At 50.3% G+C, this 20,779-nt stretch carries 17 protein-coding genes, 2 tRNA genes and 1 rRNA gene; 12 read left to right on the top strand and 8 right to left on the bottom strand.

Annotated elements, in window-relative coordinates:
* Positions 1 to 6 precede the first annotated feature (6 nt).
* The 8 genes from tssH to ykfM all read left to right on the top strand — a co-directional run bounded on the left by tssH (position 7) and on the right by ykfM (position 11,682).
* Positions 7 to 2,691 (top strand): type VI secretion system ATPase TssH, encoded by a 2,685-nt coding sequence (gene tssH / locus PS053_RS19310; RefSeq protein ID WP_420703706.1) that lies wholly within the window; start codon positions 7 to 9, stop codon positions 2,689 to 2,691.
* Positions 2,688 to 3,431 (top strand): type VI secretion system-associated protein VasI, encoded by a 744-nt coding sequence (gene vasI / locus PS053_RS19305; protein WP_044710921.1) that lies wholly within the window; start codon positions 2,688 to 2,690, stop codon positions 3,429 to 3,431. Before tssH ends, vasI begins: the two co-directional genes overlap by 4 nt.
* A gap of 4 nt (positions 3,432 to 3,435) precedes the next feature.
* On the top strand, positions 3,436 to 4,845 hold the full coding sequence (gene tssA, locus PS053_RS19300; protein ID WP_059242375.1) for a type VI secretion system protein TssA: 1,410 nt from the start codon (positions 3,436 to 3,438) through the stop codon (positions 4,843 to 4,845).
* A gap of 78 nt (positions 4,846 to 4,923) precedes the next feature.
* Entirely contained in the window at positions 4,924 to 8,388 is a 3,465-nt protein-coding gene (gene tssM, locus PS053_RS19295; protein ID WP_476397316.1) for a type VI secretion system membrane subunit TssM, read from the top strand.
* Between the two features lie 10 nt (positions 8,389 to 8,398).
* Positions 8,399 to 9,763 (top strand): VasL domain-containing protein, encoded by a 1,365-nt coding sequence (locus PS053_RS19290; protein WP_256879475.1) that lies wholly within the window; start codon positions 8,399 to 8,401, stop codon positions 9,761 to 9,763.
* Between the two features lie 11 nt (positions 9,764 to 9,774).
* Positions 9,775 to 10,257: an Hcp family type VI secretion system effector gene (locus PS053_RS19285; protein WP_044712774.1), complete on the top strand. Its 483-nt coding sequence runs from the start codon at positions 9,775 to 9,777 to the stop codon at positions 10,255 to 10,257.
* 33 nt (positions 10,258 to 10,290) lie between these two features.
* Positions 10,291 to 11,205 carry a hypothetical protein gene (locus PS053_RS19280; protein WP_256879476.1) on the top strand — a complete coding sequence of 305 codons (915 nt, stop codon included), beginning with the start codon at positions 10,291 to 10,293 and terminating at the stop codon, positions 11,203 to 11,205.
* Positions 11,206 to 11,214: 9 nt separating this feature from the next.
* Complete coding sequence (gene ykfM / locus PS053_RS19275) at positions 11,215 to 11,682, top strand: protein YkfM (RefSeq protein WP_038430066.1); 468 nt, start codon at positions 11,215 to 11,217, stop codon at positions 11,680 to 11,682.
* A gap of 160 nt (positions 11,683 to 11,842) precedes the next feature.
* Here ykfM and PS053_RS19270 read toward each other — a convergent pair whose 3' ends face one another.
* From PS053_RS19270 to dnaQ, 3 genes are all read right to left on the bottom strand, one after another.
* Positions 11,843 to 12,619: a lipoprotein YafT gene (locus PS053_RS19270; RefSeq protein WP_256879477.1), complete on the bottom strand. Its 777-nt coding sequence runs from the start codon at positions 12,617 to 12,619 to the stop codon at positions 11,843 to 11,845.
* A gap of 323 nt (positions 12,620 to 12,942) precedes the next feature.
* Positions 12,943 to 13,019, bottom strand: a tRNA-Asp gene (locus tag PS053_RS19265).
* 132 nt (positions 13,020 to 13,151) lie between these two features.
* Positions 13,152 to 13,883, bottom strand: a complete 732-nt coding sequence (dnaQ, locus tag PS053_RS19260) for a DNA polymerase III subunit epsilon (RefSeq protein WP_002430287.1) — start codon at positions 13,881 to 13,883, stop codon at positions 13,152 to 13,154.
* A 64-nt stretch (positions 13,884 to 13,947) separates the two neighbouring features.
* On the opposite strand from dnaQ, the gene rnhA reads away from it, so the two are divergent.
* Entirely contained in the window at positions 13,948 to 14,415 is a 468-nt protein-coding gene (gene rnhA, locus PS053_RS19255) for a ribonuclease HI (protein WP_000917887.1), read from the top strand.
* Here the strand turns inward: rnhA and PS053_RS19250 are convergent.
* Entirely contained in the window at positions 14,412 to 15,134 is a 723-nt protein-coding gene (locus tag PS053_RS19250; RefSeq protein ID WP_002430288.1) for a class I SAM-dependent methyltransferase, read from the bottom strand. The genes rnhA and PS053_RS19250 overlap by 4 nt on opposite strands.
* A gap of 33 nt (positions 15,135 to 15,167) precedes the next feature.
* On the opposite strand from PS053_RS19250, the gene gloB reads away from it, so the two are divergent.
* Together gloB and mltD are read left to right on the top strand one after the other, a co-directional pair.
* Positions 15,168 to 15,923 carry a hydroxyacylglutathione hydrolase gene (gloB, locus tag PS053_RS19245; RefSeq protein ID WP_256879478.1) on the top strand — a complete coding sequence of 252 codons (756 nt, stop codon included), beginning with the start codon at positions 15,168 to 15,170 and terminating at the stop codon, positions 15,921 to 15,923.
* A gap of 71 nt (positions 15,924 to 15,994) precedes the next feature.
* Positions 15,995 to 17,353, top strand: coding sequence for a murein transglycosylase D (gene mltD, locus PS053_RS19240; protein WP_000644672.1), 1,359 nt, complete (start codon positions 15,995 to 15,997; stop codon positions 17,351 to 17,353).
* Positions 17,354 to 17,539: 186 nt separating this feature from the next.
* On the opposite strand, the gene PS053_RS19230 is transcribed toward mltD, so the two are convergent.
* Entirely contained in the window at positions 17,540 to 18,340 is an 801-nt protein-coding gene (locus tag PS053_RS19230; RefSeq protein ID WP_256879479.1) for an endonuclease/exonuclease/phosphatase family protein, read from the bottom strand.
* Between the two features lie 239 nt (positions 18,341 to 18,579).
* Between PS053_RS19230 and yafC the strand changes: the two genes are divergently transcribed.
* Complete coding sequence (gene yafC / locus PS053_RS19225) at positions 18,580 to 19,494, top strand: DNA-binding transcriptional regulator YafC (protein ID WP_059259530.1); 915 nt, start codon at positions 18,580 to 18,582, stop codon at positions 19,492 to 19,494.
* Here yafC and dkgB read toward each other — a convergent pair.
* The 3 genes from dkgB to rrf form a co-directional block, all read right to left on the bottom strand.
* Positions 19,491 to 20,294, bottom strand: a complete 804-nt coding sequence (gene dkgB / locus PS053_RS19220) for a 2,5-didehydrogluconate reductase DkgB (protein ID WP_256879480.1) — start codon at positions 20,292 to 20,294, stop codon at positions 19,491 to 19,493. The two genes, yafC and dkgB, sit on opposite strands and share 4 nt — an antisense overlap.
* A gap of 162 nt (positions 20,295 to 20,456) precedes the next feature.
* A tRNA-Asp gene (locus PS053_RS19215) sits at positions 20,457 to 20,533 on the bottom strand.
* A gap of 54 nt (positions 20,534 to 20,587) precedes the next feature.
* Positions 20,588 to 20,703, bottom strand: a 5S ribosomal RNA gene (gene rrf, locus PS053_RS19210).
* Between the last annotated feature and the right edge of the window lie 76 nt (positions 20,704 to 20,779).

Below are 20,779 nucleotides of genomic sequence, written 5' to 3'. Positions count from 1 at the left end.
GCGTCAATACGGTGCTCCGTTGACGCTTACGCGGAAATTACCGTCAGCCATGTGCTTATGCAGATGCTCGCCATGCCGCGCAGTGACCTGCGGGTTATTACCCGGCAGAGCGATATTGGCATGGAAGAGTTACACCTGGCGCTGACGGTGGAGAAATACCCAACCGCCCGTTCTGCGGACAGCTACCCGGCGTTTTCTCCGATGCTGGTTGAGTGGCTGAAAGAAAGCTGGCTGCTGGCGTCGGCAGAAATGCAGCACAGCGAGCTGCGCGGCGGCGTGTTGCTGCTGGCCCTGCTGCATTCACCGCTACGTTACATACCGCCCGCTGCCGCCCGGCTGTTGACCGGCATTAACCGTGACCGTCTGCAACAGGACTTTGCGCAATGGACACTGGAGTCGGCGGAATCAGTCGTACCGGATACAGAGGGTAAAGGCGCAGGTACACTGACGGACGCCGCTGACAGCCTGCTTGCCCGCTACGCCAAAAACATGACCGCAGACGCCCGTAACGGCGGGCTTGACCCGGTACTGTGCCGTGACCACGAAATCGACCTGATGATCGATATTCTCTGCCGTCGCCGAAAAAACAACCCGGTGGTGGTGGGCGAAGCGGGCGTGGGTAAAAGCGCGCTGATTGAAGGGCTGGCGCTGCGCATCGTGGCAGACCAGGTGCCGGACAAGCTGAAAAACACCGATATCATGACCCTTGACCTGGGCGCATTGCAGGCCGGGGCGTCGGTGAAGGGCGAATTCGAAAAACGTTTCAAGGGGCTGATGGCAGAAGTCATTTCGTCTCCGGTCCCCGTCATTTTGTTTATCGACGAAGCGCATACCTTGATTGGCGCGGGCAACCAGCAGGGCGGGCTGGATATCTCCAACCTGCTCAAACCGGCGCTGGCGCGCGGCGAGCTGAAAACCATCGCCGCCACCACCTGGAGCGAGTACAAAAAATATTTCGAGAAAGACGCCGCCCTGTCACGTCGCTTCCAGTTAGTGAAGGTCAGCGAACCCAACGCCGCCGAGGCCACCATTATTCTGCGCGGCCTGTCGGCGGTCTATGAACAGTCTCACGGCGTGCTGATTGATGATGACGCCTTACAGGCCGCAGCAACATTAAGCGAGCGTTATCTCTCCGGGCGTCAGTTGCCGGACAAAGCCATTGATGTGCTGGATACCGCCTGCGCCCGTGTAGCAATCAACCTTTCATCGCCACCAAAGCGAATCTCGGCACTGACCACCCTGAGCCACCAGCAGGAGGCGGAAATTCGCCAGCTTAAGCGCGAGCTTCGCATCGGGCTGCGTACCGACACCTCACGGATGACCGGGGTGCTGGAGCAGTACGATGAAACACTGACGGCACTGGATGAACTGGAAGCCGCCTGGCATCAGCAGCAGGCGCTGGTCCGGGAGATTATCGCGCTGCGCCAGCAGTTGCTGGGCGTTGCAGAAGACAATGCGGCGTCGTTGTCGGACGCAGATGCCGTGGAGGATACGCCGTCAGAGTCAGAACAGGATAATATCGGTGTCGCACCGGCTGATGAAGCTGGCAGCGCACAGCCGGAAGAAACCGCAGAAACGGTTTCCCCAGTACAGCGGCTGGCACAGCTCACGGCCCAACTGGACGCCCTGCATAACGACCAGTTGCTGATCTCCCCGCACGTCGATAAAAAACAGATTGCGGCGGTGATTGCCGAATGGACCGGCGTGCCGCTTAACCGCCTGTCGCAGAATGAAATGTCGGTCATCACCGACCTGCCGGTATGGCTGGGCGACACCATCAAAGGCCAGGACCTGGCAATTGCCAGCCTGCATAAACATCTGCTGACCGCGCGCGCCGACCTGCGCCGTCCGGGACGCCCGCTCGGCGCGTTCCTGCTGGCTGGCCCCAGCGGCGTGGGTAAAACCGAAACCGTCCTGCAACTGGCAGAGCTGCTCTACGGCGGTCGCCAGTACCTGACCACCATCAATATGTCTGAGTTCCAGGAGAAACACACCGTCTCGCGGCTGATTGGCTCACCTCCTGGCTATGTCGGCTATGGCGAAGGCGGCGTACTGACTGAAGCCATTCGCCAGAAACCGTACTCGGTGGTGCTGCTCGACGAAGTGGAAAAAGCACACCCGGATGTGCTCAACCTGTTCTACCAGGCGTTTGACAAGGGCGAGATGGCAGACGGCGAAGGCCGCCTGATTGACTGTAAAAACATCGTCTTCTTCCTCACTTCCAACCTCGGCTACCAGGTGATTGTCGAACACGCCGATGACCCGGAGACCATGCAGGAAGCCCTGTATCCGGTACTGGCTGACTTCTTTAAACCTGCCCTGCTGGCGCGTATGGAAGTGGTGCCATACCTGCCGCTGTCGAAAGAGACGCTCGTCACCATCATTGCCGGAAAACTGGCCCGCCTGGATAACGTGCTGCGCAGCCGCTTTGCCGCGGAGGTGATTATTGAACCGGAAGTGACGAATGAAATCATGAGCCGCGTCACCCGCGCGGAAAACGGCGCGAGGATGCTCGAATCGGTCATCGACGGTGACATGCTGCCACCGCTCTCGCTGCTACTGTTGCAGAAAATGGCGGCGAACACGGCGATTGCCCGGATTCGCCTGTCGGCGACAGACGGTGCATTTACGGCAGATGTGGAAGATGCTCGGGACGATGAGTCCGTCACAGAGGATGACGCGATTTTATGAACAGGTTGCGCGTTTTCCGGCAGACAGGATGGTTTATCGCGGGCCTGATCGCGGGCTTACCCGCCAGTGCCACTCCCGCAGAAACATCGTCAATGGTCGCTGTGGCGGTAGCCGCCGCCACAGCGGCACCGCCGGATGCAACAACCACGGTACAGGCCATGCAGTCCTGTCGGCGGGAGCCCGCGGCGCTGGAGCGGCTTGACTGTTATGACCGTATTCTTGCGCCGGAACAGCCCAACTTTGGCAACACCGCACTGGTCAAAGCCAGCTTTGTGGGCGAAGCCTGGACTCGCGCCACAGAACAGGAAAAACGCCGCCAGGGCAACACCACAGAGCTGCTGATGACGCAAGTGCCTGGTGAACGCCAGACAGTGGTGATAACCACCCCGGCTATCGGTCATGTTCCGCCACGCCCGGTGTTGATGTTCAGTTGTGTGGACAATATCACCCGGATGCAGGTGGCGCTGATGCATCCTCTGGATGCCCATGATATTGCCATCACTCTGGATGCTGACAGCCGGGCATTGCGCAGCCACTGGTTTGTGCGTGAGAACGGCGTCCTGCTGGAGTCCAGCAGAGGGCTGTCCGGGATTGATGAAATTAAGCAACTGTTCGGGGCAAAAACACTGATCATTGATACCGGCGCAGATTCGGCTGCAGGGAAACTGACTTTTAACATTGATGGATTGTCGCAGGTCATTGCACCGCTACGCGACGCCTGCCACTGGGCGGGGGAATAAAAATATGGCAATGGACTTACGCGATCCAAATGTCTGGATGTCGCACCTGCTGGAAAAACTACCGGAAGAAAAACAGGCATCGGCGCTGAAAGACGATAACCCGGATTGGGAGTATATCGACGGCGAAATCGTCAAACTAGGGTCTCTGGCCCACAGTCAGCTGAATATCCCGGAACTCCAGCAAAGGGGATTGCTCCTTCTGGCTTCGGAGAGCAAGGATTTTCGCCTGCTGGCGCATCTGCTGAGAACCCTGCAACATGCAGGCGATCCGCTCCAGGCACTGCGCCTGCTGACGCTGTATATGGAGCATTACTGGACAGTGGCAGCTCCACAGAATATGGCGCATAAAAAACGCTTTGCCAGCCAGGTTATTAAACGCTTCGAGGCGGGCATTACGGTTTTTGCGAAAAGTGCCGTCACAGCACAACGCGACGCGCTGCTGGGTGAACTGGCGAAACTCGCACAGTGCTGGCAGTCACATAATGTACCGGAACTGGCGCAGGCGACGGATGATCTTTTTGCCCTGTATCAGCGAGCATTTAATGGCACTTCCCCTGTTCCCTCCTCCACTCCAGCAATCCCAGGAAACACACCGCAGACTACCGTCATGCCGGAAAGCGGCATGACACAATCCGGTAATCCAGCCACGCTGGTTACCATCGACAACCACGATGATAAAGCCTGGCGCGATACACTGCTGAAAGTGGCGACCATTTTATGCGAGCGCCAGCCGGACTCGCCGCAGGGCTACCGTCTACGTCGTCATGCCCTGTGGCAATCCATCACCAGCCTCCCTCAGGCAGAAAAGGACGGACGAACCCCGCTAGCCGCGGTCTCTGCCGATATGATTGCGGATTACCAGTCGCGACTTGCCAACGCAGATATGGTGCTGTGGCAGCAGGTGGAAAAAAGCGTGTTGCTGGCGCCCTGGTGGCTGGATGGTCACTGCCTTTCTGCACAAATAGCGCACCATCTTGGTTATATGACCGTAGGCGATGCCATCCGCGATGAAGTTGTCTCTTTTCTTAGTCGTCTGCCCTCTCTCGCCGCTCTGCTATTTAACGACCGCACACCGTTCGTTTCAGAAAAAACGAAGCAGTGGCTTGCGTCTTCAACTGGCAGCCCGGCCACACAAACGAGTAGTAATGAAGATAATCAAGCTGCGCAGGCGTGTTTTGATGAACAAGGACTAGAAGCCGCCCTGCGATATCTGGACACATTGCCCGCAGGTGAACCCCGCGACCAGTTTCACCGTCAGTATTTTGGCGCGCAACTTATGGAAGAAGCAGGGCTGGTACAGCTTGCGCAACAGCAGTACAGGATATTGTTCAGGATGGGAACGCAAATGATGGTCACGGACTGGGAGCCATCCCTGCTTAAGCAACTCGAACATAAATTCACGGCAGAACAATAAAAGAGAACAGGAGTTTTTGTGTTCAGATTACCGACCCCGCGATTATTCAGCGGACTCAAATCAGCCCTGCGACCGGCAATGCCCCGGTTTAAAGTCTCCGCTTTCTGGCTGCTGATACTGGTGTGGTTCTTTCTGCTGGTATGGATCTGGTGGAAAGGCCCGACCTGGACGCTGTATGAAGAACAGTGGCTCAAACCTCTGGCTAACCGCTGGCTGGCGACGGCGATATGGGGAATTATTGCTCTTGTATGGCTTACCGTCCGGGTCATGAAACGCCTGCAACAGCTTGAAAAAATACAAAAGCAACAGCGCGAAGAGGCCGTTAATCCGCTCAGTGTGGAACTGAACGCCCAGCAACGTTACCTTGATCGCTGGTTGCTGCACTTGCAACGCCATCTCGACAACCGCCGTTACCTGTGGCAACTCCCCTGGTATATGGTCATCGGCCCTGCTGGTAGTGGTAAAACCACGTTACTGCGGGAAGGTTTTCCGTCTGACATTATTTATGCCCCGGAGGGCGCACACGGTGCAGAACAACACCTGTACCTCACTCCCCATGTCGGTAAACAGGCCGTGCTCTTTGATATCGACGGCACACTCTGCGCTTCCGCTGATGCGGATATCCTGCATCGCCACCTGTGGGAACATGCCCTCGGCTGGCTGAAGGAAAAGCGCGCACGTCAGCCTCTGAACGGGATTATTCTGACTCTCGATTTACCCGATCTATTGACCGCAGACAAACGCCGCCGTGAGTATCTTTTACAAATACTGCGCAGCAGTTTGCAGGATATACGCCAGCATCTTCATTGCCAGTTACCGGTTTACGTTGTACTGACCCGCCTTGATTTATTACAAGGTTTTGCCGCCTTGTTCCAGTCATTAAACAGGCAGGATCGTGATGCGATTCTGGGTGTCACATTCACCCATCGAGCCCATGAAAATGACAACTGGCGAACAGAGTTGAATGCTTTCTGGCAAACATGGGTGGATCGAATGAATCTGGCGTTGCCGGACCTGATGGTCGCTCAGAACCATTCCCGAGCGTCTCTATTTAGCTTTTCCCGCCAGATGCAGGGAAGCCGTGAACCGCTGGCATCACTGCTTGAAGGACTGCTTGACGGCGAAAATATGAACGTGATGCTGCGCGGCGTTTATCTCACCTCCTCGCTGCAACGTGGACAGATGGATGATATTTTCACTCAGTCAGCCGCCCGCCAGTACCGACTAGGCAATAACCCACTGGCGTCCTGGCCCCTGGTGGACACCGCGCCCTATTTCACCCGCAGTCTGTTTTCTCAGGCATTACTCGCAGAGCCTAATCTGGCAACGGAGAGCCGCACCTGGCTAATGCGTTCCCGTCGTCGCCTGACGATCTTCTCTATTACAGGCGGTGTAGCAGCACTGCTGCTCATTATCGGCTGGCATCACTATTACAACGGTAACTATCAGTCCGGCATTACTGTGCTTAAGCAGGCAAAAGTCTTTATGGATGTGCCGCCTCCGCAGGGGGAAGATGACTATGGCAACCTGCAACTGCCGCTACTGAACCCGGTGCGTGATGCCACACTGGCCTACGGCGACTGGGGCAACCGCAGCCGTCTGGCTGATATGGGATTGTATCAGGGACGACGCATCGGCCCTTATGTGGAGCAGACCTACCTGCAGTTACTGGAGCAGCGTTACCTGCCTTCGCTATTTAACGGGCTGGTCAAAGAGATAAACGCCGCGCCGCCAGAAAGCGAGGCAAAACTCGCCGTGCTGCGCGTAATGCGAATGCTGGAGGACAAAAGCGGGCGCAATAATGAGGTGGTGAAACAGTATATGGCTAAACGCTGGAGCGAAAAATTCCACGGCCAGCGTGATATTCAGACACAACTGATGTCCCATCTTGACTACGCACTTGCACACACTGACTGGCACGCAGAGCGCCTGGCTGGCGACAGTGGCGCTATCAGCCGTTGGACGCCGTATGACAAGCCAGTCGTGGCAGCACAGAAAGAACTGAACAAACTGCCTGTCTACCAGCGGGTTTACCAGAGCCTGAAAACACGGGCACTGGGCGTGCTGCCTGCTGACCTCAACCTCCGTGACCAGGTAGGGCCAACATTTGACCAGGTTTTTAGGTCTGCCGATGATAACAAATTGGTTGTTCCCCAGTTTCTTACCCGTTACGGCCTGCAAAGCTATTTTGTAAAACAGCGCGATGAGCTGGTTGAACTGACGGCGATGGATTCCTGGGTACTCAACCTTACCCGCAGCGTGAAATACAGTGAGACCGACCGCGCGGAAATCCAGCGCCAGTTGATAGAACAGTATATCAGCGACTACACCGCCACCTGGCGGGCCGGGATGGACAACCTGAATATCCGCAATTTTGAGTCCATCGGGCAACTGACCGGGGCGCTGGAGCAGGTGATCAGCGGTGATCAGCCTTTGCAGCGGGCGTTGACTGTATTACGAGACAACACACAACCAGGCGTTTTTTCTGAAAAACTCTCTGACAAAGAGCGGGAAGAAGCTCTGGCAGAGCCGGACTACCAGTTACTTACCCGTCTGGGGCATGAATTCGCCCCAGAAAACAGTACACTCGCGGTACAAAAGGATAAAGAAAGTACGATGCAGGCGGTGTACCAACAGTTAACAGAGCTGCACCGCTATCTGCTGGCGATCCAGAACGCGCCTGTACCGGGAAAATCGGCGCTGAAAGCCGTCCAGTTACGCCTTGACCAGAACAGCAGCGATCCGATATTCGCCACCCGCCAGATGGCAAAAACTCTGCCAGCGCCACTCAACCGCTGGATAGGCCGACTAGCTGACCAGGCCTGGCATGTCGTGATGGTGGAAGCTATTCACTATATGGAAGTGGACTGGCGCGATAGCGTGGTAAAACCGTTTAACGAGCAACTGGCAAATAACTATCCGTTTAATCCTCGTTCTGCACAGGATGCGTCACTGGATGCATTTGAGCGTTTCTTTAAACCGGACGGCATACTGGATACTTTCTATCAGCAGAATCTGAAGCTGTTTATCGACAATGACCTGCATCTGGAGGATGGCGATAACAGCGTCATTATCCGTGAAGATATTATTCAGCAACTGAACACCGCGCAGAAAATCCGTGACATCTTCTTCAGCAAACAGAACGGCCTGGGGACCTCCTTTGCTGTGGAAACCGTATCACTTTCCGGCAACAAACGTCGCAGCGTACTGAACCTTGACGGTCAGTTAGTCGATTACAGCCAGGGACGCAATTATTCCGCCCATCTGGTATGGCCGAATAACATGCGGGAAGGTAATGAAAGCAAACTAACACTGATAGGAACCCGCGGCGGAGCACCGCGCAGTATCAGCTTCAGTGGGCCATGGGCGCAGTTCCGCCTGTTCGGAGCCGGACAGCTAACCGGAGTACAGGATGGCAACTTTACTGTGCGCTTTAGCGTGGACAGTGGCGCAATGACCTACCGCGTGCATACCGATACGGAAGATAACCCGTTCAGTGGTGGGTTGTTCAGCCAGTTTAGTCTGTCTGACACGCTGTACTGAGGAAGCAGGGATGAATAATAACGTACTGACACAAACTATTGTTACCGGCAGCGACCCGCGCGGGCTACCGGAGTTCAGCGCTATCCGCGAGGAAATCAACAAAGCCAGTCATCCGTCACAGCCGGAGCTGAACTGGAAACTGGTGGAGTCGCTGGCACTGACGATTTTTAAAAGCAACGGCGTGGACCTGCACACCGCCACCTACTACACGCTTGCCCGGACACGGACACAGGGATTGGCTGGCTTTTGCGAAGGTGCGGAACTGCTGGCGGCAATGATTAGCCATGACTGGGATAAGTTCTGGCCGCAAAGCGGCCCGGCGCGCACTGAAATGCTGGACTGGTTCAACTCCCGCACCGGCAATATCCTGCGCCAGCAAATCTCCTTTGCAGAATCTGATCTGCCGCTGATCTACCGCACAGAGCGAGCATTGCAGCTTATCTGCGACAAGCTCCAGCAGGTGGAGCTGAAGCGCGTTCCGCGCGTGGAGAATCTGCTCTATTTTATGCAAAACACGCGTAAACGGCTTGCCCCTCAGCCGAAGAGCAACACTGAGAACGCCGCACAGACCACAGTCAGAACGCTGGTTTATGCCCCAGAAAATAGCACTGCACCAGCAACAGAAACGGTAATGCCGCTCCCCCCCGAGCTGCCGGAAATGAAGGTGGAGGTGCACAGACAGGTTAACAGCACACTACCGACCAGAGAGGCAAAGCAGGGCTGTGCAGCGAAAGGCTTTATCGCGGGTATTGTCTGCTCTGCGGCTGTTGCCGCTGCTCTTTGGTGGTGGCAGGTTTATCCCATGCAGCAACAACTCACCCAGGTCAGTGATACCGCACAGGGTGCGGCAACAGTCTGGATGGCATCGCCCGAACTCAAAAACTATGAACACAGGCTACGACAACTTCTTGATGCCTCTCCGGTACAACCGCTGGAAACCGGGATGCAGATGATGCGTGTTGCCGACAGTCGCTGGCCGGAAAGCCTGCAACAGCAGCAGGCCACTGCACAGTGGAATGAGACGCTGAAAATCCGCGCACAGAACAGCCCACAGTTACGCGGCTGGTTACAGACCCGTCAGGACTTACATGACTTTGCAGATCTCGTGATGCAGCGCGAGAAAGAGGGATTAACCCTTTCCTACATCAAAAATGTTATCTGGCAGGCGGAGCGGGGGCTAGGGCAGGAAACGCCTCTGGAATCTCTGCTGACGCAGTACCAGGATGCCCGTGCGCAAAAGCAGAATACAGATGCGCTGGAAAAACAAATTAATGAGCGACTCGACGGCGTATTAAGTCGCTGGCTGCTGCTGAAGAATAACGTGATGCAGGAGGAAACAACCGGGACCACGTCAGGAAAAGAATTATTTAATTAAAGGAGATTATCATGGCAAATATGAGTTATTTATCGTTGAGTGGGGAAACACAAGGGCTGATTTCAGCGAGTTGTTCAACGCTTGATTCTATCGGAAACAAAGCACAGCCAGAGCATAAAGATCAGATCATGGTTTATGCGCTAATGCACTCCATATCAAGAAGTCAGAATGTCAATCATCATGAGCTGACCATAACCAAGCCCGTTGATAAATCTTCGCCATTACTGGCAAAAGCGATAAGTGACAATGAAATAATGACAACGTGCGAATTTATACTCTACCGGACCAGTAAAGCGGGCGTTTACCAGCCTTACTATAAAATAAACCTGTCAAAAGCCAGAATATCAAGCATTGATTTTGTCATACCACATGCTGTCCTGGAAAAAGAACTGGAGCCACAGGAAAGAATTACATTTATTTATGAAACAATTTCATGGGAGCATACATTAGCCGGGACAAATGCAATGAGTAAATGGCAGGATCGTATACAGTAATAATATAATAACTTTCTATTGTGGAGAGATAAAATGGCTGGTTTAAGGAATAATAAAAACACACAGAATGCACAGTGGGCTGATTATGTGGGTGACATTCTTCGGGGGTCTCAACCGATAAACCAGCTAGTACCTCAGCACCCTTATCTTGACGATGTTCCTCTCATTGATGAGTTAAGGCGTCAGAACACTCATCATGTTATTCTCTTGACACTTGAAGTTGCAAAAAAAATACTCAAGCCAATAACATCATTTGATTACATTCATTTTATCACTACACATCCTTCAGGTATAAAAGATACACTCGCCTGGTTATCTAACGCGGGTAAGTTAACGACTGGGCTTGATGAAAATGGGAAAATCATATTTAATCTTAATACTTTAAAGCATACAAGAGCCAGTTATTTTGAAATACTTGGAGAGAAGTATATAAAAATTACAACATCCAGTCCCTGGCTTTTAGAAAAACTTGGTAAATATATTTTCTCTTCACGAGCACCTCAAGTGCTGGAGCTCGCTATTGGCTGGCGAGGATCTTTATCTGAATCAATAAAAGGAGTTAAGTTCTGTATTTGGTTTTCAGTAGCCTGGAGAACCATAGAATTTATTATGAGTTCTGAGCGGGATCTGGTTAATTTTCTTGGCGATATTTCTATGGATGTTGTTAAAGCAGTGATTGCAGGCGGTGCTGCAACCGCTATTGGAAGCCTGGCTTCTTTTGCCTGTCTTAGTTTTGGCTTTCCAGTAATTCTTGTAGGGGGAGCAATTTTACTGACAGGGATAGTGTGTACAGTTGTTTTAAATGAAATCGATACTCAATACCATTTATCAGAAAAATTAAAAGATGCGATTAGAGATGGACTAAAACGGCAACAGGAAATTGACAAATGGAAAAGGGAAAGCATGACTCCATTTATGTATGTTCTTAACACTCCCCCCGTGGTATAAGGATTAACTATGCGTTTACATGTTAAATTGAAAGACTTTCTTTCGATGTTTTTTATAGCCATATTATTTTTTCCTGCATTCAATGCATCTTTATTTTTTACCGGTATTAAACCTCTGTATTCAATAATAAAAGGCTGTACGGAAATATTTTACGACTGGAGAATGTTAATTCTATGCTTTGGTTTCATATCGTTTTCCTTTTTAAACATTCATGTAATTTTACTTACGATAATAAAATCATTCTTAATCAAAAAAACGAAAATTATCAATTTCGCCACAGATATAACAATGCAGTTAACTCTTACTTTTTTATTAATAGCTATCGCCATAGCACCTTTAATGGCCCCCTTTGTCACAGGATACGTCAATGCTCATTATCACCCCTGCAGTAATAACAAAGGAATTTTCCCTGGTGCAACCTATATTAAAAACGGCATGGAATGTAATAATGAATATATTTCTCATCGGGATGATTAAGAACTTAAAATAGTTAACCATCTTAAAATAAATAGTTTGAACTTAGAATTATATGTCCTTTCTTATTTGTGGTACTTCCTTTGTCAGGAAAAATTTCTTATACAAAGAATTTTGTACCATTCCATTGCCGCCAGAAGTTACTGGCGGCAGATATAATTTATTATTGATAGCGGTTAACCAAATCCTTTACCATTGCTTTATATGTCTTTTGCTTAAGTTGCATGATTTGCTGCTCTGTCACATTAGTCGTACTGGCTTCATTCTTGCTGATCAGTGGTGGAAGCACTTTATATTCATAATTTACCGGCGACCAGGTAGCCCATTCGCCGGTTGCCACGTCCACCAGCGTGAATCGTACCAGATAGCGCAGCGATATCGTATCGGTCAGTTTTTCACTTTTGTAGTCGGACCACACAGTTAATTTCAGTGCAGGGTCGTATTTTCCGATCTGTAATGTATCCTGGTACACGATAATGGCTTTCTGATGTCCTTTTGCAGCGACATAACGCAGCGCCTGCATCCAGTTCATATTTTCAGCGGCTGCGATATCCTGGTTCTCATCTTTATTTTTACTACAAGTCGGTACTTTTTGTCTGTCTGGAATACCTGAAAATGTGGCGACAGTATAATATCTTCGCATCTCCTCCTGCATAATGGCTTCTGGCGCGCGACTACCTGATTGCACCAAAATCACAGGGGAGTTGAGCGGCACGCGAAATTGCTCTCCATCAAGCGCCGCCTGAATATCCTCCTCCGAAACCGCCAGCGTGGTTTCATTTCCAAAAAGATCTTTATCGGTCAGTTGCGAGCTTGAGTTTTTACTCATGTTTTTTTCAGTTGGAGCGTTTTTTTTCTTTGCATCAATAGGAGATTTTGAGGCACACCCCACAAGAAGTGAAAACATCACACATAAACAACAAACTACTTTGGAATTCATAACCGGACACTCCCTCGCCTGTATTAATTATCATAATATCCGATTCTGATTATATATCCCACCACAATCAGAACAAAAACAAAATAATATCAATTACAAATTCATATAATGAATATAAAAATAAAAAACATAGTATGGTAAATATATTTACTATGAATGAATTGATAATACCCGGGATACGAATGAATAGGGTTACACAAGCGATTAACGCACCAGCACCACAACCAAAAGAGATATCAGAAGGAGAGTGACAAAATTTAGATACAAAAAAGTCGCAAACTTAGAAAGTTGCGACTCTTTGAACTCATTATCATGAGAGGATTTGGCGGAACGGACGGGACTCGAACCCGCGACCCCCTGCGTGACAGGCAGGTATTCTAACCGACTGAACTACCGCTCCGCGTTGTGTTCCGTTGGGAACGGAGCGAATATTACGGATTACCTCGTCCTTCGTCAACGGTTTTTCTTACCTTTTGAATCGTTTGCTGCAAAAATCGCCCAACATACTATTTTTAGCGCCTTTTATGGATAATTATGCCCGCCAGAGGCAACTTCCGCCCTTCTTCTGCACCAAATCGAGACGGGCTTCATGCGCTTCGAGCTCTTCATCTGTCGCAAAAACAATGCGTAACTTACTTGCCTGACGCACAATACGCTGAATTGTTACTTCACCTTGTTGCTGTTGCGTCTCACCTTCCATCGCAAAAGCCATCGACGTTTGACCACCGGTCATCGCCAGATAAACTTCGGCAAGGATCTGGGCATCGAGTAATGCCCCGTGCAGCGTTCGTTTACTGTTATCTATTTCGTAGCGAGCACATAACGCATCGAGGCTATTGCGCTTACCGGGAAACATTTTCCTCGCTACCGCCAGGCTATCGGTAACCTTACAGAAGGTATTAGTCTTCGGAATATCACGCTTGAGCAGCGAAAACTCATAGTCCATAAAGCCGATATCGAACGCTGCGTTATGGATCACCAGCTCCGCGCCACGGATATAGTCCATAAACTCATCAGCCACATCGGCAAACGTGGGCTTATCAAGCAAAAACTCATCGGCAATACCGTGTACGCCAAAGGCTTCCGGGTCCACCAGTCGATCGGGTTTCAGATATACATGGAAGTTATTGCCCGTCAGGCGACGGTTCACCACTTCAACGGCACCAATCTCAATAATCTTGTGGCCTTCATAGTGCGCGCCAATCTGGTTCATACCAGTGGTTTCGGTATCGAGAACGATCTGGCGTGTAATTGCAGTGCTCATAGCGGTCATTTATGTCAGACTTGTCGTTTTACAGTTCGATTCAATTACAGGAAGTCTACCAGAGATGCTTAAACAGGTAGAAATTTTCACCGATGGTTCGTGTCTGGGTAATCCAGGACCGGGAGGCTACGGTGCTATTTTACGCTATCGTGGACGCGAAAAAACTTTTAGCGCAGGCTACACCCGCACCACCAACAACCGTATGGAGTTGATGGCCGCTATTGTCGCGCTGGAAGCATTAAAAGAACATTGCGAAGTCATTTTGAGTACCGACAGCCAGTACGTCCGCCAGGGGATCACCCAGTGGATCCACAACTGGAAAAAACGTGGCTGGAAAACAGCAGATAAAAAACCGGTAAAAAATGTCGATCTCTGGCAACGTCTCGATGCCGCGTTGGGTCAGCATCAAATCAAATGGCAATGGGTTAAAGGCCATGCCGGACACCCGGAAAACGAACGCTGTGATGAACTGGCTCGTGCCGCGGCGATGAATCCCACGCGGGAAGATACAGGATATCAAGTCGAAGTTTAAGCCTGTGGTTTACGACATTGCCGGGTGGCGCCAACCGCCTGGCGGATCCGTGGTTTATTTTTACTTTGTTTCATCGGGTTGAGCGTCAGAGGAATAGTCCGTTTCCGGGCAACGATAAGTTGTAAGCAACCAAGCGCAGGAATATGCGTGCTCAACAGTTTTCCGCCGTGTTTGTTCCACGGGAGAACATGGAAACGGCTGGCGTGTAACACTTCAAAATTCAACAAAGAGAGCCAGTCCAGTTGCCGCATCAGAGTAAACATCCGGCTGTTATAGGGCGATGTTTTTCGCAATACCGGCACAAGTTTGCGTAATCCCATTAAACTGATGGGATTGAAGCCACTAATGACCAGCCAGCCATCATCAATCAATACCCGATCGGCTTCACGCAATAAACGATGCGGATCGGTGCACCACGGCAATGTATGTGCCAGCAAACAAACATCGACGGATTTATCGGCAAAAGGAAGATGAAGTGGGTCCGCCTGCACCTGAACGGGTATTCCTTGCGCAGAAACATTCACTTGATGAGAAACTGCGCACGCTTCGCAATTGATTTCTGCGCTTAAATTACCAATCTTAAGCAGATGAAAACCATACATTTTAGTGAACCACGGGTTGAGCTGGCGCTCCAGCGCCTTGCGATAAAGCTCTCCCCAGGGCAAATCGCCCCAGCAATCGGGAGCCACGACAGTTTGAGAGACTCTTGCCGGTTTCATCACAACCTTCCGTTTCACACTGAGAGGTAATCTATGAATCTTAACAGTATTCCCGCCTTTGATGACAATTACATCTGGGTTTTGACTAATGAAGCAGGTCGTTGCCTGATTGTCGATCCCGGAGACGCAGAGCCAGTATTAAAGGCCATTGCCGCCAATAACTGGCAACCGGAGGCCATATTTCTCACCCACCATCACCACGATCACGTTGGCGGCGTGAAAAAACTGGTGGAAAAATTTCCGCAAATTGTGGTGTATGGCCCACAAGAGACACAAGATAAGGGAACAACGCTCGTAGTCAAAGATGGCGAAACTGCCCTCGTTTTGGGGCATGAATTTAGTGTAATTGCCACACCGGGTCACACTTTGGGACACATCTGTTACTTCAGCAAACCTTATCTATTTTGCGGCGATACGCTGTTTTCTGGTGGCTGTGGTCGGTTATTCGAAGGGACACCGTTCCAAATGTATCAATCACTTAAAAAGTTAAGTGCGTTACCTGACGATACATTGGTATGTTGTGCTCATGAATATACGTTATCAAATATGAAGTTTGCCTTGAGTATTCTTCCGCACGATTTGTCCATAAATGATTATTATCGTAAAGTTAAGGAGTTACGGGCTAAAAATCAAATGACACTGCCCGTAATTCTGAAAAATGAGCGACAAATTAATGTTTTTTTAAGAACGGAAGATATTGATTTAATTAACGTAATTAACAAAGAAACATTATTGCAACACCCTGAAGAACGTTTTGCCTGGTTAAGGTCAAAGAAAGATAGATTCTGATAAAACTTTCTTGTCATCGGCTTCGTTCGCCGCTATGATCGGTCGTCTTTTAAGCAACTATTGACACACACATGAAGGCAAAAGCGATATTACTCGCCTCTGTCCTGCTTGTAGGTTGCCAGGGTACCGGTAACGTTCAGCAGCATGCACAGAGCCTTTCTGCGGCTGGTCAAGGGGAAGCAGCAAAGTTTACAAGTCAGGCACGATGGATGGACGATGGGACGTCTATCGCGCCAGATGGTGACTTGTGGGCTTTCATAGGCGACGAGCTAAAGATGGGAATTCCGGAAAACGACCGGATTCGCGAACAAAAACAGAAATACTTACGCAATAAGAGCTATCTCCACGATGTAACTTTACGGGCAGAGCCGTATATGTACTGGATAGCCGGGCAAGTTAAAAAACGTAACATGCCTATGGAGCTGGTACTACTACCCATAGTGGAGAGCGCTTTTGATCCTCACGCGACGTCTGGCGCCAATGCCGCAGGTATCTGGCAGATCATTCCGAGCACGGGGCGCAATTATGGTTTGAAACAGACCCGCAATTATGACGCACGTCGCGATGTTGTTGCTTCAACAACAGCCGCACTGAACATGATGCAGCGTCTGAACAAGATGTTTGACGGCGACTGGCTTCTGACCGTAGCGGCTTATAACAGCGGCGAAGGTCGGGTCATGAAGGCAATCAAAACGAACAAAGCGCGTGGCAAATCCACAGACTTCTGGTCGTTACCCTTGCCGCAGGAAACGAAGCAGTACGTGCCTAAAATGTTGGCATTGAGTGATATCCTCAAAAACAGCAAACGTTATGGCGTACGTCTGCCGACGACCGATGAAAGCCGCGCTCTGGCGCGTGTGCACCTGAGCAGCCCGGTTGAAATGGCGAAGGTTGCAGATATGGCGGGGATTTCCGTCAGCAAACTGAAGACATTCAACGCAGGCGTGAAAGGATCCACGTTGGGCGCAAGTGGTCCACAGTACGTGATGGTGCCAAAGAAGCATGCGGATCAACTACGTGAATCCCTGGCTTCAGGTGAAATTGCAGACGTACAGTCGACACTGGTTGCCGACAATACGCCGCTTAACAGCCGTGTTTACACCGTACGCTCTGGCGACACGCTTTCAAGTATCGCTTCACGTCTCGGCGTAAGCACCAGGAATTTGCAGCAGTGGAACAATCTGCGCGGTTCTAAGCTGAAACCAGGCCAAAGTCTGACAATTGGTGCTGGTGATAGCGCCCAACGGTTGGCAAACAACAGCGACAGTATCACGTATCGTGTGCGCAAAGGCGATTCGCTTTCAAGTATTGCTAAGCGTCATGGCGTGAACATCAAAGATGTGATGCGCTGGAACAACGATACTGCAAATTTGCAACCAGGCGATAAGTTGACGTTGTTTGTGAAAAACAACAACATGCCTGACTCCTGACAAACCAGATAACAAAAAGGCACCGATTCCCCCGGTGCCTTTTTCATTTACGCCGCTTTATGTGCTTCAACCATGATGGTATCGCTGGTAAACGCGTATAGCATTCACTAATACGTCTGGCGTGTGCATTCTCGCGTCCCATAGGGCAGCGCCAAAGTTGGTCTGCCCAGGCAGACCAGACTTACCTTATTTATCAGGTTTGCCGGGACTGAATTCAACGAGTAGCGGATTGTGATCAGAAGCGCGAGTCACCAGTACAGAAGCTTCGCTGACGTTCAAACCTCGGTAGAAGACAAAATCGAGCGGGCGGCCAAATGCCCGACGGCGCTGGTCATCCATAAAGCGTACCTGGCGCAGCGACATTTCCCGCGCAAAGCGATATAACGCGTTCATCCTTCTACGGCTCCAGGCATTGAAATCTCCCGCCATAATGACTGGGCCGCTGTGATGTGCAATCTGGTCTCCGATAGGAAGTAACTGCTTACTATAGACATCTACACCCAGACTGAAATTAACTGCATGAATATTTACTACCATCAATAGACGTGTGTCTGGCAATGGATAAACCGTCACCAACGCTGACTTCGCCAGACGCAATATAGGTTCACGCTCGCGTAATGGGCAACAATAAACAGGATGCGCCGCCGAAAGGGTCATTACGCCGGAAGGATGTTGTGGTAGCACGAAAGCGGGCACCTGATCGGCGGCAAGATAGTTAGCGGTCGCGAACTGCACCAACTCTGGCGTCGTCTGTGCTTCCTGTAATAAAACCAGGTGCGCATCTTTTCCGTAGTTCTTTAATACCGACAACCATTCAGCGCGTTGTTGTTTGTAGATGTTCCACACCAGGATCCGAATACGATCTTCTGTACTTAGTGGTTCACCGGGTGGTAATGCCTGACCAATGCTCGCAAAAGACCCCGGAGGTAAAATCCTTTCCGCAGGTTGTCCAGCAACATAGCGCATGGCATAGGTGTTTTTTCGCACTTTAGACTTTGAAACCTCTATTACGTCAACCCTTCCGCACTCGGGAGGGTTCTACTGTTATAGGGATTTTAGCTCACTCTTTCAACGAACAACTGCATATTGTTTTGTAAGTGAACGCTTACATCGACAGTTTTTTACTCGCTCATAACGCTTATAAATTGGATGACATATCATCTATCTGAATGGTTTAATAACAAATAGATTCAAAATACCTCTAATATTTTGCGACAGGTGCAAAAATGAAAGCTACGTCGGAAGAACTCGCCATTTTTGTTTCGGTGGTCGAGAGCGGAAGTTTTAGCCGGGCGGCTGAACAATTAGGACAAGCGAACTCTGCGGTAAGCCGGGCGGTAAAAAAGCTTGAAATGAAACTTGGCGTCAGCTTGCTTAATCGCACCACGCGGCAACTCAGCCTGACGGAGGAAGGTGAACGTTATTTTCGTCGCGTACAGTCGATTTTACAGGAGATGGCGGCAGCAGAATCAGAAATTATGGAAACTCGTAATATGCCACGCGGGCTGTTGCGAATAGATGCCGCGACACCCGTGGTGCTACACTTCCTGATGCCGTTAATTAAGCCATTTCGTGAACGCTATCCGGAAGTGACTTTGTCGTTAGTCTCTTCCGAAACCATTATTAATCTGATTGAAAGAAAAGTGGATGTCGCGATTCGTGCTGGTACGTTGACAGACTCCAGTCTGCGAGCCAGGCCGTTGTTTACCAGCTATCGAAAAATTATCGCCTCCCCTGACTATATTGCCCGCTACGGGAAACCAGAAACTATCGACGATTTAAAGCAACATGTTTGCCTGGGATTCACTGAACCTGCTTCCCTCAATACCTGGCCGATAGCCTGTTGCGATGGGCAATTACATGAGGTGAAGTATGGTTTGTCATCCAATAGTGGGGAAACACTGAAACAACTTTGCTTGAGTGGCAACGGGATTGCGTGTTTGTCCGACTATATGATCGATAGAGAAATCGCTCGTGGCGAACTGGTAGAGTTAATGGCAGACAAAGTACTGCCGGTAGAAATGCCCTTCAGCGCCGTCTATTACAGCGACCGTGCGGTAAGTACGCGCATCCGGGCTTTTATCGATTTCCTTAGCGAGCATGTAAAAACAGCTCCCGGAGGAGCTGTCAGAGAGGCTTAATCCCATTCAGGAGCCAGACCTTCCGGGCTTACCAGGCGGTCGTTGCAATCCAGTGCGGCGATCGCTTTTTTATCTTCAGCATCAAGCTGTAAATTAACTGCCTGCAGGTTGCTCGCCAGGTTTTCACGTTTAGTAGAAGAAGGAATTACTGAGTAACCTTCCCCCATAGCCCACGCCAGAATCACTTGTGCCGGAGTCGCATTGTGTTTCGCTGCGATACGAGCAATAACCTCATCGTTCAGCGCTTTACCATAAGCCAGCGTCATATAGGAAGTAATATGGATGCCGTGCTGCTTAGCCCAATCGACCACTTTACGGTTTTGCAGATAAGGAGAGAGTTCAATCTGGTTGGTGGCGATGTTTTCAGCGCCAACAGCAGCAATCGCTTTCGCCATCAACGGGATCGTGAAGTTGGAAATACCGATCTCACGCGTCAGCCCTTGTTTTTTCGCTTCCAGTAGCGCCTGCATAAACTCTTCAACAGAGACTTCATCGTTTGGTGATGGCCAGTGGATTAGCGTCAGCTCAACATAATCGGTACGCAATTTTTGCAGACTCTCTTTCAGACTCGGGATTAGTTTGTCTTTAGTGAGGTTTTCAATCCAGATTTTAGTAGTGATGTAGAGTTCATTACGTGGCACGCCGCTTTCTGCAACCGCCTGACCTACAGCTGCTTCGTTATCATAGATTTGTGCGGTATCAATTGCGCGATAGCCAAGCTCAAGCGCCGTTTTCACTGATGCAATAACAACGTCGTCTTTGAGACGGAAAGTACCTAAACCAAATGCAGGGATAGCCATAATATGCCTCTTTTAATGCAATGTTCGTTAACTGAGACGATTATGAGCTTCAGACTGTTGCGAAAAAAGAGCGTAAAACGCAGAGGATTTTTGCGGTTTTGGCAATAATAGAAATACAGACGAAAAAAAACCTCGAGCATTAACTCGAGGCTTCTTAATAAGTGGCGGAACGGACGGGACTCGAACCCGCGACCCCCTGCGTGACAGGCAGGTATTCTAACCGACTGAACTACCGCTCCACCGAATTCTTTTACAACCACCAGTTTTATGACCGGCTTACTACTAAATTTGATGCCTGGCAGTTCCCTACTCTCGCATGGGGAAGCCCCACACTACCATCGGCGCTACGGCGTTTCACTTCTGAGTTCGGCATGGGGTCAGGTGGGACCACCGCGCTATCTCCGCCAGGCAAATTCTTTGTGCTCTGTCCTGTGTCTTTTCCACTGATACTGCGCCGGCTGCATTCCCGAAAGTCAGTCACATAC

Source organism: Escherichia albertii (genome assembly GCF_028622335.1).
GTDB classification, from domain to species: Bacteria; Pseudomonadota; Gammaproteobacteria; order Enterobacterales; family Enterobacteriaceae; genus Escherichia; species Escherichia albertii.
The sequence above is the reverse complement of the archived record's forward strand: the minus strand, read 5'-3'. Positions and strand labels throughout refer to the sequence as shown.

Bases quoted from the DNA above. Each gene is read 5' to 3' on its own strand.
- dnaQ (WP_002430287.1), bottom strand. From the start codon at position 13,883: ATGAGCACTGCAATTACACGCCAGATCGTTCTCGATACCGAAACCACT.
- vasI (WP_044710921.1), top strand. From the start codon at position 2,688: ATGAACAGGTTGCGCGTTTTCCGGCAGACAGGATGGTTTATCGCGGGC.
- PS053_RS19285 (WP_044712774.1), top strand. From the start codon at position 9,775: ATGGCAAATATGAGTTATTTATCGTTGAGTGGGGAAACACAAGGGCTG.
- rnhA (WP_000917887.1), top strand. From the start codon at position 13,948: ATGCTTAAACAGGTAGAAATTTTCACCGATGGTTCGTGTCTGGGTAAT.
- tssM (WP_476397316.1), top strand. From the start codon at position 4,924: ATGCCCCGGTTTAAAGTCTCCGCTTTCTGGCTGCTGATACTGGTGTGG.
- PS053_RS19250 (WP_002430288.1), bottom strand. From the start codon at position 15,134: ATGAAACCGGCAAGAGTCTCTCAAACTGTCGTGGCTCCCGATTGCTGG.
- PS053_RS19290 (WP_256879475.1), top strand. From the start codon at position 8,399: ATGAATAATAACGTACTGACACAAACTATTGTTACCGGCAGCGACCCG.
- ykfM (WP_038430066.1), top strand. From the start codon at position 11,215: ATGCGTTTACATGTTAAATTGAAAGACTTTCTTTCGATGTTTTTTATA.
- yafC (WP_059259530.1), top strand. From the start codon at position 18,580: ATGAAAGCTACGTCGGAAGAACTCGCCATTTTTGTTTCGGTGGTCGAG.
- PS053_RS19270 (WP_256879477.1), bottom strand. From the start codon at position 12,619: ATGAATTCCAAAGTAGTTTGTTGTTTATGTGTGATGTTTTCACTTCTT.
- dkgB (WP_256879480.1), bottom strand. From the start codon at position 20,294: ATGGCTATCCCTGCATTTGGTTTAGGTACTTTCCGTCTCAAAGACGAC.
- PS053_RS19280 (WP_256879476.1), top strand. From the start codon at position 10,291: ATGGCTGGTTTAAGGAATAATAAAAACACACAGAATGCACAGTGGGCT.
- gloB (WP_256879478.1), top strand. From the start codon at position 15,168: ATGAATCTTAACAGTATTCCCGCCTTTGATGACAATTACATCTGGGTT.
- mltD (WP_000644672.1), top strand. From the start codon at position 15,995: ATGAAGGCAAAAGCGATATTACTCGCCTCTGTCCTGCTTGTAGGTTGC.
- tssA (WP_059242375.1), top strand. From the start codon at position 3,436: ATGGCAATGGACTTACGCGATCCAAATGTCTGGATGTCGCACCTGCTG.